Origin of the sequence: Vibrio sp. 070316B (assembly GCF_013114115.1) — a bacterium.
GTDB classification, from domain to species: Bacteria; Pseudomonadota; Gammaproteobacteria; order Enterobacterales; family Vibrionaceae; genus Vibrio; species Vibrio chagasii_B.
On sequence record NZ_VTYC01000037.1, the window covers coordinates 45,375 to 56,867 of the forward strand.

Here is an 11,493-nt window from a genome sequence, read left to right on the forward strand (position 1 = left end):
GCGGTTTTTCCGCCCTAAATGTTAAATGGATTTGAGGTTATTGCAGTATGAAACCTAACAACACTCTTACTCCTTCCCAGGAAAAGCCCGAAGCTAAAAGTGCTAACCTTTTATACAACCCGACTTTTCGATCTGTCGTTTTCCAGATCATCGCCATCGGAGCACTTGGCGCTTTCTTCTATACCATCGTAAACAACGCCCTTACCAACCTTGAAGCCCGAGGCATTGCCACTGGTTTTGACTTTTTAAGTCAAGAGGCGGGTTTTGGTATCGGCCTTACCCTCGTCGAATATGACGAAACCTTCTCATATGGTCGAACATTCGTTGTCGGCTTATTAAACACCGCTTTAGTATCTGTATTAGGTATTATCTTAGCAACGGTTCTTGGCTTCTCTATGGGTGTCGCTCGTCTGTCATCTAACTGGCTAGTGAGCCGATTTGCCGCGGTATACATTGAAATCTTCCGAAATATCCCACTACTACTTCAAATCTTCTTTTGGTATTTCGCGGTTCTTCAAGCTCTCCCATCTGCAAGACAAAGTCTCAGTTTGGGCGAAGCGATTTTCCTAAACGTGCGTGGTCTTTATTTCCCTGCCCCTGTTCTTGAGCAAGGAAGCAGCATCGTTATCGCGTCACTGATTGCTGGTATCGTAGCTACCATCATCATCAACATATGGGCTAACAACAAACAAAAGCTGACTGGGCAACAAACCCCTATGTTTCGAATTGCTCTTAGCTTGATCGTCGGTTTGCCTCTGGTTGTCTATTTTGTGCTTGGTATGCCGATTTCAGCTGAATACCCGGAACTAAAAGGCTTTAACTTCAGAGGTGGTATCAGCATTATTCCTGAGTTAGCCGCTCTTGTATTAGCACTAAGTATCTATACGGCGTCTTTCATCGCAGAGATCGTTCGTTCTGGTATTAATGCAGTTAGCCACGGCCAAACAGAAGCTGCGATGTCTCTAGGTCTTCCTCGAGCTCGCACATTAAAGCTGGTTATTATTCCACAAGCGTTGCGAATCATTATTCCACCGTTAACTAGCCAATACTTAAACCTCACTAAGAACTCTTCGTTAGCAATGGCTATTGGCTACCCTGACTTAGTTTCTGTGTTCGCAGGTACAACTCTCAACCAAACAGGTCAAGCTATCGAAATCATTGCCATGACCATGGGTGTATACCTAACGCTAAGCTTATTGACCTCTGCGTTAATGAATATCTATAACCGTAAAGTCGCATTGGTGGAGAGATAATATGAGCACACATCAATTTCAACCGGATCTTCCACCTCCCGCTAATACCGTTGGCGTAGTCGGCTGGTTAAGAAAGAATCTCTTTAATGGGCCGATAAACAGCATCGTCACCGTTGTTTTGGGTTACATCGCCTTTTCACTGCTCTGGACAACCTTCGATTGGGCTTTCCTAAATGCAGACTGGGTTGGCACAACACGTGATGCTTGTACTAGTGACGGTGCTTGCTGGGTGTTCATCAGCGTTCGCTGGGATCAGTTCATGTACGGGTTCTACCCTGAGGCAGAACTGTGGCGCCCTCGCCTTTTCTACGCAACGTTGGCTATCTTTGTAGCACTATTGGCTTACGAGAAAACACCTAAACGCACGTGGATTTGGTTATTTTTCGTAAACATCTACCCATTCATCATTGCTGGTTTGCTATACGGCGGTGTATTTGGATTGGAAGTTGTTGATACGCACAAATGGGGTGGCCTACTTGTTACGCTTATCATTGCATTGGTGGGTATCGTTGTGTCACTACCGATTGGTGTCGCACTGGCACTTGGCCGTCGCTCTGAAATGCCGATCATCCGTAGTATTTGCACTGTGTACATCGAAATTTGGCGTGGTGTTCCACTGATTACGGTGCTGTTCATGGCATCTGTAATGCTGCCACTATTCCTTACTGCAGGCTCTGAGACCGATAAGTTATTCCGTGCGCTAGTAGGTGTGGTTCTATTTAGTGCCGCTTATATGGCCGAAGTAATTCGTGGTGGTCTACAAGCTATTCCTAAAGGTCAATACGAAGCTGCAGATGCACTTGGCTTAACCTATTGGAAAAAGATGGGGCTGATTATTCTTCCTCAAGCGCTGAAAATCACAATCCCATCAATCGTGAACACATTCATTGGCTTGTTCAAAGATACCAGTCTTGTACTTATCATCGGTATGTTCGATGTACTGGGTATTGGTCAAGCGGCGAACACCGACCCTGAATGGTTAGGCTTCGCAACAGAAAGTTATGTATTTGTCGCGTTAGTGTTCTGGGTGTTCTGTTTTGGCATGTCGAGATACTCGATATGGCTAGAAAACAGACTTCACACCGGTCACAAACGATAGTTAATAAGATCAAGGACGTATTATGACGCAACAACTAAACCCAGAATCGCAAGAGTTGATGATTGAACTTAAAGACATGAACAAGTGGTACGGTGAGTTCCACGTTCTTAAGAACATCAATTTAGAAGTTAAAAAAGGCGAGAAAATCGTTATCTGTGGCCCTTCTGGCTCAGGTAAATCAACGATGATTCGCTGTATCAATAGACTGGAAGAGCATCAGAAGGGACACATCTTTGTGTCTGGCAATGAGCTGACTGAAGATCTAAAAAACATCGAAGCCGTTCGTCGTGACGTTGGCATGTGTTTCCAGCACTTCAATCTATTTCCGCATCTTACGGTACTAGAAAACTGTACCTTAGCCCCTATCTGGGTGAAAAAGATGCCGAAAGAAGAAGCTGAAGCGATTGCGATGAAATATCTAGAGCGTGTAAAGATCCCTGAGCAAGCAGACAAGTTCCCAGGTCAGCTTTCTGGTGGTCAGCAACAACGTGTAGCGATTGCACGTTCTCTGTGTATGAACCCACAAGTCATGCTGTTTGATGAACCAACATCAGCGCTCGATCCAGAAATGGTTCGTGAAGTTCTAGACGTTATGGTTGAACTGGCAGAAGAAGGCATGACCATGCTTTGTGTAACGCACGAGATGGGCTTTGCTAAGGAGGTAGCCGATAGGGTTATCTTCATGGATGCCGGGGAAATCATTGAAGAGAACAACCCGGTCGACTTCTTTGAAAATCCGCAGTCAGACAGAACGCAAAACTTCTTGAGTCAAATCTTACACCATTAATGTGTTATGATGCATAATTAAGGGAGGCGGCTTAGGTCGCCTTTTTATTTTTCAAATTGATAGTTGGTTGATAGAAGGATATAAATAGGTAACGCAAGTATCAAGGTTAAACATCGGGTGTTAATGGCACTTTGACATCAGCATAAGACATACTTTGTTACACCTTCAGAAATACTTAACCAGCTATTTTGATTATTATTTTAAGTATACAAGTGGACTGTAAGACTTGATTTTTCGAACTTTCAGCCCCATAAATGTACTAATAACTATTGAAGTCACCTTACGAGGAAGATTATGAACAGCCCTATGTTTTCACGCACAGCATCTCAAGAAAGTGCTCTGCAAACCAATAAAGTGTTGCGTAATACCTACGCACTACTGTCTATGACACTACTTTGGTCTGCTGTTGTAGCAGGCGTATCTATGGCGATGAACCTTCCTCGTCCTGGTCTTATCATGATGCTAGTTGGTTTCTACGGCCTACTTTTCCTAACAGAGAAGAACCGTAACAACAGCATGGGTCTAGTCTTTACGTTCCTGTTCACAGGTTTCCTAGGCTACACCATCGGTCCAATCTTAAACATGTACGTTGGCGCAGGCATGGGTGATGTTATCCTAACTGCTCTAGGCGGCACCGCATTAGCATTCATGGGTGCATCGGCTTACGCTCTTACTACCAAGCGTGACCTGTCTTTCCTTAACGGTATGCTACTAGCAGGTTTCGTCGTGCTACTTGTAGGCATGGTTGCAAATATCTTCCTACAAATGCCGATTCTGTCATTAGCAATGAGTGGTATGTTCATCCTGTTTTCGACTGGTGTTATTTTGCTGACAACGCAAAACATCATCCGTGGCGGTGAAACTAACTACATCTCAGCGACAGTTAGCCTATACGTATCAATCTACAACATCTTCATCAGCCTACTAAGCATCCTAGGCATCATGGGCAGCGACGACTAATCACTCGCCTAATTGAAGAATATCTAGCCCAAGAGCCTATCTCTTGGGCTTTTTTGTATCTATAGGATCAATATTTTTCAAGATCGCAACGATATCTATTGAGAAAGGTAAACTTGGTCATGTACCCTACCTAAATAGTTAATTGGATTCTGGACTAAACATGTTTGAATATAACGGCAAGCAAATCGAAACCGACGCTCAAGGCTACCTGTTGGATTACACACAATGGGAAGAAGGTATGATTGAAATTCTTGCACAAGATGAAGCCATTGAGCTTACCGAAGCGCACTTAGAAGTGGTGCATTTTGTAAGGAGCTTTTACGAAGAGTTCAACACTTCCCCTGCGGTTCGCATGCTGGTTAAAGCGATGGAAAAAGCCCATGGCCCAGAAAAAGGTAACAGTAAATACCTGTTCAAATTATTCAAAAAAGGCCCAGCGAAACAAGCGACCAAACTCGCAGGCTTACCTAAACCAGCAAAGTGTCTGTAACAACAGGTTACTAATTATCTCAATCAAATACTGTGGCCTGTTAGCTACAGTATTTGGAACTCCCCAACACGCACATTGCGCTTTTCACCTTCTCCCAACCTTTGCTTAACCACATTGTCTACCGTTGCGCTCGCAGGACCTACTTGCAACCATTGGTATAGCTTATCTACCTGGCCACTTTCGCCAACAGCCAACACTTCAACTCGACCATCATTTAAGTTCTTGGCATACCCTGAAATGGCAAGCTTTTGCGCTTCTCTGCTGGTGTGATAACGGAATCCAACACACTGAACTACGCCTGATACGACAAATATAGATTGTGAATTTTTCATAACGTTGCCTCATAAATTGTATGAATGATATAGTTGAGACTCTATTCATTCACCGCTTATTGGTGGACTTACTTCGAGTATAACGATTATGAAAGAAATCCCATTTCGTTGGATTGATAAATATCTCATTCACCTAAAAATCCAAGAAAAGTTTTATCTCCTCTTTTTATTACCTCTTCTCGCTCTTGTTATATTTACTCTCGTTTTAGATAGTGCAGCAGATTCACTACTGGCCCACCTCTATCAAGAAGAATTGCTCTTAATGAAGGGGCTTATCGAAGCTGGTCAACTCACCAAAGAACAAGTTGCTCAACTGGTTAATAGCTCCGAAACTATCTCCCTTGGTTATGGCGCAGGCTCTGTTTCAGTTATGAATGGTGCATTTAGTTTGGTTGCTAACCACGACCAAAACCTGTGGTCTGCGCTTTCAGCAACACAGGTATCGATCGTTGCGGTCACCCTAACTTTGATTGCACTCGGTGTTTACTACATCATGACTTTCATTGGCGGAGCAATGTTCTCAATGAACAAAGCACTGAGCACACTCGCGAATGGTGACCTAACTTGTCGTATGAACTACTTCCCTGTTCGTGATGAGTTTAGTGAAATCGCAATTACTATCGACAAGGTAGCAGAACGCGAGCAAAACATGGTGCTTTCGATTCAAGAGTCTGTTGCGCTCATGCAGCAAATTAGCTCTGACTTGAATCAGTCAACGCAGCAAAGCTCTGATATCTCAGGAAACCAACAAGAGCATCTGAACAGTCTAGCAAGTGCGACTGAACAAATGGCCGCAACCATTCGTGAGGTAGCAACCCTTGCTCATGCATCAAGCTCTCAAACGATGGACGCTCGCGGTGTAGCTCAGAGTGGGCAAGTCAAAGTGTCAAATACGTTGGCGTCTATCTCTAGCTTATCTCAAGAGATCCAATCCGCATCTCAAGCCGTTGAAGAGCTGGATGCAAACGCAGCGCAAATTGATGAAGTCGTGACAACCATCAATGGTATTTCAGAGCAGACCAATCTACTTGCATTGAACGCCGCCATCGAGGCCGCTCGTGCGGGTGAACAAGGTCGAGGTTTTGCGGTTGTTGCTGATGAAGTTCGTGCACTTGCCGGTCGAACTCAACAAGCAACGGTTGAGATCCAAAGTATGATTGAATCGTTACAGCGTAACAGTCAATCACTAACAAAGCTGATGGAAGTGACGGTGAACAACGCCAATGAAGGACAAACATTGATGTCTGAAGTGAATGTTGAGATCGGCTCGCTAGCTGAAAAGAATCAATCCATTTCTGATAGCAGTACCCAAATTGCGACCGCAGCCGAAGAGCAAGGTGTCGTTGCTGATAACATTGCACAAAGCGTTGAAGAGATTCGTCATCAATCAGATAGCATCTGTGAAATGATCAGTAAGAGCAATTCTAATGTTGACCAGCTTCGTAAGCAAAGTGACACCATGGAAGGCTTATTGACAGGTCTTAAAGCATAATCTTGGTCTTTCAAAGGCAGTATTTAGAATATTGCTATCTAACTGATTAAAATCATGACAAGGGCTGCTCACGTGGCCCTTTCTTATTTGCTTTTCACCTGCACTTCCCCGACAATACCCCTCCTTCAAATTCAACAAACAGAGTAAATTATGACTCCTTCTATTCATCTAGCGAAAGGCCGTGACAAATCATTACGCCGCAAACACCCATGGGTATTTTCACGCGGTATCGATAAAGTCGAGGGTGAGCCAAAACAGGGTGAAACGGTAGACGTATATGCTCAAAATGGTCAGTGGTTAGCGAAGGCTGCTTACTCACCATCTTCTCAAATTCGAGCACGTGTTTGGACATTTGAAAAAGAAGACATCAACAAAGCGTTCTTCGTAAAACGAATTCAAGACGCACAGTCATTACGCGAAGACATCATCGAACGTGATGGCCTAACAGGTTACCGCCTGACCGCAGCAGAATCAGACGGCTTACCAGGTATCACCATCGATAAGTATCAAGACTACTTAGTTTGCCAACTCCTTAGTGCTGGTGCTGAATTTAACAAAAGCGTATTGGTTGAAGCGCTAATTGAGTGCTTCCCAGACTGCAATATTTACGAGCGCTCTGACGTAGCGGTTCGTAAGAAAGAAGGCTTAGAACAAGTGGTTGGCGTTCTTCACGGTGAAGAGCCACCAAAGTCTATCGTAATTGAAGAAAACGGCGTTAAGATCAGCGTAAACATCATGGAAGGTCACAAAACAGGCTTCTACATGGACCAACGTGATAGCCGTAAAGAGTCAATGAAATACGTAAAAGGCAAAGATGTCCTTAACTGTTTCTCGTACACTGGTGGTTTTGGCCTGTACGCGCTTAAAGGCGATGCAAAGCGAGTCATCAACGCAGACGTATCTCAACTTGCTCTTGATACAGCCAAATTCAACGCTGAGCTTAACGAGTTTGATATCTCGAAAAAGCGCGCTGTATTCCTAAATGCTGACGTCTTCAAGCTGCTTCGCGAATACCGTGACCAAGGCACTAAATTTGACGTGGTGATCATGGACCCACCGAAGTTTGTTTCAAGTAAGAACAACCTGACATCAGGTGCAAACGGCTATAAAGATGTAAACATGCTTGCAATGCAAATCCTAAAGCCAGGCGGTACGCTACTTACCTACTCTTGCTCTGGCCTAATGGGTACAGACCTATTCCAAAAGATCATCGCTGATGCGGCCATTGACGCTGGCAGAACCGTTAAGTTCGTCGAGCGCTTCGAGCAAGCCGCTGACCACCTAACCGACACTGCTTACCCGGAAGGTTTCTACCTGAAAGGCTTTGCTTGTAAAGTTCTGTAAACAGTTAAGCTTTCAATAACGAGCTAATAAAAAAGGGCCTTTCGGCCCTTTTTTATTATTGGTCTGGTAACTGTTTGAATAACTGATTGATCAAGTCGTTCAATTGTTGTCCCGTCACCTCTCCTGAGCTCAAGCCAGTAACCTGGTTCGCTGCACTATCAAGGACAATCGTTTGTGTATCTCCTGTATGACCTGCTGATTCCGAAATCGTAATAACCAAGTCGTTTCCAGAAGCCTTTTCAATAACAATATGTTCTAACAGGTCACTCATCGTATTCTCATTCGGTAGTAACTGAGAAATATCTAAGTGGTCTTCATCAAGCGTAAAGTCAGTTATTGTATCGACATCATTCTGGAATGGTTGATCAGCCCACAGGAACAAATCCTCACCACCGTCCCCTGTTAAGATATCGTCACCAATACCACCAATAAGAATGTCATCATCACCTTCACCTCTCAAGTGATCGTCGCCAGCTCCACCAATAACAATATCCCTACCACTACCAGCACGAATATAATCATTTTCAGAACCGCCATCCAAATAATCGTCACCAGAACCACCTGATATGAGATCGATACCTGCTTCACCCAAAATCACATCATTACCGGAACCGCCTTGACCTACATCAGCCCAACTTGGTGCTACATAAGGGGAGTCTAGTGTGCCATCTTCAGAATCTCCTTGATAAATTTGAGAAACATCTGCCTCTACAAACTTTTCAGCGTCTTGAACATCAAATACCACATTACTGCCACTATCTCCTAAGTGAATAATGTCGTTGAAATCGCCACCTTCAACGTGATCATTATCACCACCTGTGACGATTAAATCTGAGTCGTCGGCAAGTTGAGGATTTTGCTGCCCTCGTTCAACTTTTACGCCATTAACCGTTATGGAAGGTTCTGGCTGACTTTGCCAATTGTCGCCATGATTGCTTGAAACAGTCCCTTGCGGCATATAAACCGCATTTATACCGTTTCCGTCAGATATTGTGTTACCGCTATGCGCTGTTATCGAAACCGACATAGTGGCGCTGTCACTATTGCCATTTTTATCCGTTGCAGTATATGAAATTTCAACGATATCACCGGCATTAGCATTGTCACTAGGTACAAACAACACTTGACCATCAACGATTGATACTTGGCCATGCGCAGGATTTATCAATGTTACGCTTGATAGAGTCAAAATCGATGTCAAAGCATGTGGGTTATAGTCATTGGCTAAGACATCAATCAACACCGGAACCAATTCCGTGGTAGACACATCATCATCATTAGCTTCCATCACTGGAGCTTTTATATTGAAAGTCATACTACCGCTACTAGTATCTCTATCGTTATCTGACAACTCATAGTCGAAGTCCAACGAAACATCTGAGTCCACGACTGCAGCAAAGAATTGGTAAGAGCCTGTGGCCATATCCAAAACCAATGTGTGACTATTATCGATAAATATAGAAACTTGGCTTCCGTCTATCGCCGTACTCACACCAGAATCAAAACCAGAAACAGAGGCTCCAATACCATTATAACTAACCGTTACACCACCAAAGGTAACTTCAGATACGTAGCCCCCGTCTGCGCCGAAACCGCTTATGGAACCATTACTACCATCGTTAACCACTTGACCGGAAATAGGATCAACAACAGATTGCAAGATGATAGGAGGAAGCTGAGTAATATCAGGAACCACGACAGCTCCAATCTCACTATCGGTAGCACCATTGTACGCGATATCCTCTAGGTAAGTGATTGGCACGGCTTCACCCATACCGTAAGCAAGTGCTGTAATGTCATTAGAATCAACGAAGCTCTCCCAACTCGATTTTTCATAATCTGTTAGGCTACCGCCAGAGTTTGGTGCACCGTCAGACAAGAAATAAGTTATGTTTGATGGATTACCATCAACCTTTCCAGTGTCACCCCAGTGATCCATAGCCGCATCAATAGCAGTGTCGTAATAAGTTGCACCGCCAGCAGCCAAATTATCTATCAAGTCAATAGCTTCTGTCACAGACATCCAACTCGTACCGCTTGCTCCACTTTGCGCATCAGAACTACCTGAGAATGTGACTATTTGTACTTGTGTAACACCTAAGCTTTGGTACTCGCTAAGTAACTGCTTTGCCGCATCTTGCATAATGGATAGACGAGATTCATTAGTAACCGTCGAACTACCAGTTACTGAATCCCAGGCCATCGATCCAGATACATCTAAAATAAGCTGTACGTTTGCTCCCGCCTTAGCTGAAGGCTGCAAATCATTAATTATTGGCTGTGCAATTGGAGTATCGTCGGCAATAGACAGTGATATAGTACCGGTTTGACTGCCATTGCTGTTCGACGCAACTACCCCAATATCGATCGACATTTGGTCTAGCTGTGTATTGCCATCCAAATGATCAACGGGTCCACTCAAACTTAAGTCGTAGTTACCGGCATCATCGATAGTCGCAGTTAAAATTACTGACCCGTTAACAGTACCAACAAGCGTTTGCCCAGCGTTCGAAGAAGTCCAAGTAATACCATGTCCATTAGATGTGTAGCTTTCAGAAGGTTCCTGCAAAGTAATACTGTCAGCGTAGAGTACGTCTATATTCCCCACAACAGATTGTGTCGCGCTAGCGTCTTCAGACACGTCACGCGAGACACTAGTCACTTCGGGGGAAGGTTTCACGATAGATTCCGTCTCAATCGTGACTTGCGCTGTTGAACTCTCTAAGTCACTAGAGTCTTCTGCTTTGTAATCAATGGTCTCTGTAACTTTTGCATCAACTACCTCAACGCCTTTAAAGGTAATATTTGAATTTCTATTAGGGTTCGATGATCCATCTTGAGTTGTGAACACTTTTAGCTCAGTAAACGGAATAAAACCTCCGTTACCATCGGGAATCGAAACGTTAACAGTCGCATTACCGCTAGAATCAATAGATAAAGTATACTCGTCGCCGAAATTGGAATTGTTTTCAGTATTGAAGTTGAACGTACCAACAACGTTACCATCAGAGTCCAATGCAACAACGTTAATCTCACCGTCAGCGCTACTGTTAGGGTTGTAATTCCCATAAACGCTACCGAAATCTAGATTAGCAGACAAAATTTCCGCACCACTATTCCCAAAATCGACAGAAATGAATTCTTTCGAGGTTACGTCAAGTTCGCTACTCCCGTTCTTACTTGTTGATACACCAAAACCATCTTCTACACTATAGCCATCGTAATTCAAGTAAACCCCAGGGTTACTAACTACATCGTTACCAACAGGTGAACTTCCCGTGTATGTACCAGCAGAAATCGAAATAAGATCGTTAAAATAAGAAATCGATGTACTTCCGTTTGATGTATCAATATCAAAAGCAAGATCAGATGCACTAAAGCTAAGTTGGTCAGCAATATCTGAATCTAAGACATATTCAAAATTGTCAGCATCACCATACTCTTGTCCAACCACAACCTCAGTTTTAGTACCATCATCTGCAACTTCGTATAATGTACCAAAGATAGGGTCACTTTCGACGATAACCGAAGTTTCAATTCCCGCCGCATCATCTTCTTCATCTCTTGTATGTGGTGCAAAATCAACAGATGTTACGCAGTCGACAGTTGTTTCAGTGAAATCATTGGCTGTAGGCGCATCATTCACTGGAGTCACCGTCAAGTTGAACGTGCTGTCTACCGGTGTGCTGCCATCTTCGTTGCCGTCTTCAACGTTCACATCGAACGACGCCGACGT

9 protein-coding genes are annotated in these 11,493 nt (G+C 43.8%); 7 read left to right on the top strand and 2 right to left on the bottom strand.

Features of this window, described 5'->3' with window-relative positions:
* Window positions 1-47 precede the first annotated feature (47 nt).
* From F0251_RS21065 to F0251_RS21085, 5 genes are all read left to right on the top strand, one after another.
* The gene (locus F0251_RS21065) at window positions 48-1,253 is read left to right on the top strand and encodes an amino acid ABC transporter permease (RefSeq protein WP_171731738.1); all 1,206 of its coding nucleotides are present in this window, start codon (window positions 48-50) and stop codon (window positions 1,251-1,253) included.
* A gap of 1 nt (window position 1,254) precedes the next feature.
* Window positions 1,255-2,352 carry an amino acid ABC transporter permease gene (locus F0251_RS21070; protein ID WP_061033461.1) on the top strand — a complete coding sequence of 366 codons (1,098 nt, stop codon included), beginning with the start codon at window positions 1,255-1,257 and terminating at the stop codon, window positions 2,350-2,352.
* Between the two features lie 22 nt (window positions 2,353-2,374).
* Entirely contained in the window at window positions 2,375-3,139 is a 765-nt protein-coding gene (locus tag F0251_RS21075) for an amino acid ABC transporter ATP-binding protein (protein WP_004742336.1), read from the top strand.
* Window positions 3,140-3,433: 294 nt separating this feature from the next.
* Window positions 3,434-4,099, top strand: coding sequence for a Bax inhibitor-1/YccA family protein (locus F0251_RS21080; protein WP_105057192.1), 666 nt, complete (start codon window positions 3,434-3,436; stop codon window positions 4,097-4,099).
* A 160-nt stretch (window positions 4,100-4,259) separates the two neighbouring features.
* Window positions 4,260-4,589, top strand: a complete 330-nt coding sequence (locus F0251_RS21085) for a TusE/DsrC/DsvC family sulfur relay protein (protein WP_008223499.1) — start codon at window positions 4,260-4,262, stop codon at window positions 4,587-4,589.
* A 44-nt stretch (window positions 4,590-4,633) separates the two neighbouring features.
* Here the strand turns inward: F0251_RS21085 and yccX are convergent, their stop codons facing one another.
* On the bottom strand, window positions 4,634-4,921 hold the full coding sequence (gene yccX, locus F0251_RS21090; RefSeq protein WP_008223500.1) for an acylphosphatase: 288 nt from the start codon (window positions 4,919-4,921) through the stop codon (window positions 4,634-4,636).
* Between the two features lie 88 nt (window positions 4,922-5,009).
* On the opposite strand from yccX, the gene F0251_RS21095 reads away from it, so the two are divergent.
* Window positions 5,010-6,413 (top strand): methyl-accepting chemotaxis protein, encoded by a 1,404-nt coding sequence (locus F0251_RS21095; protein ID WP_061033464.1) that lies wholly within the window; start codon window positions 5,010-5,012, stop codon window positions 6,411-6,413.
* A 150-nt stretch (window positions 6,414-6,563) separates the two neighbouring features.
* On the top strand, window positions 6,564-7,757 hold the full coding sequence (locus F0251_RS21100) for a class I SAM-dependent methyltransferase (RefSeq protein ID WP_008223506.1): 1,194 nt from the start codon (window positions 6,564-6,566) through the stop codon (window positions 7,755-7,757).
* Window positions 7,758-7,812: 55 nt separating this feature from the next.
* Here the strand turns inward: F0251_RS21100 and F0251_RS21105 are convergent.
* The coding region (locus F0251_RS21105; protein ID WP_171731739.1) for a VWA domain-containing protein at window positions 7,813-11,493 on the bottom strand (3,681 nt) is incomplete at its 5' end.

Bases quoted from the DNA above. Each gene is read 5' to 3' on its own strand.
- F0251_RS21065 (WP_171731738.1), top strand. From the start codon at position 48: ATGAAACCTAACAACACTCTTACTCCTTCCCAGGAAAAGCCCGAAGCT.
- F0251_RS21070 (WP_061033461.1), top strand. From the start codon at position 1,255: ATGAGCACACATCAATTTCAACCGGATCTTCCACCTCCCGCTAATACC.
- F0251_RS21075 (WP_004742336.1), top strand. From the start codon at position 2,375: ATGACGCAACAACTAAACCCAGAATCGCAAGAGTTGATGATTGAACTT.
- F0251_RS21080 (WP_105057192.1), top strand. From the start codon at position 3,434: ATGAACAGCCCTATGTTTTCACGCACAGCATCTCAAGAAAGTGCTCTG.
- F0251_RS21085 (WP_008223499.1), top strand. From the start codon at position 4,260: ATGTTTGAATATAACGGCAAGCAAATCGAAACCGACGCTCAAGGCTAC.
- yccX (WP_008223500.1), bottom strand. From the start codon at position 4,921: ATGAAAAATTCACAATCTATATTTGTCGTATCAGGCGTAGTTCAGTGT.
- F0251_RS21095 (WP_061033464.1), top strand. From the start codon at position 5,010: ATGAAAGAAATCCCATTTCGTTGGATTGATAAATATCTCATTCACCTA.
- F0251_RS21100 (WP_008223506.1), top strand. From the start codon at position 6,564: ATGACTCCTTCTATTCATCTAGCGAAAGGCCGTGACAAATCATTACGC.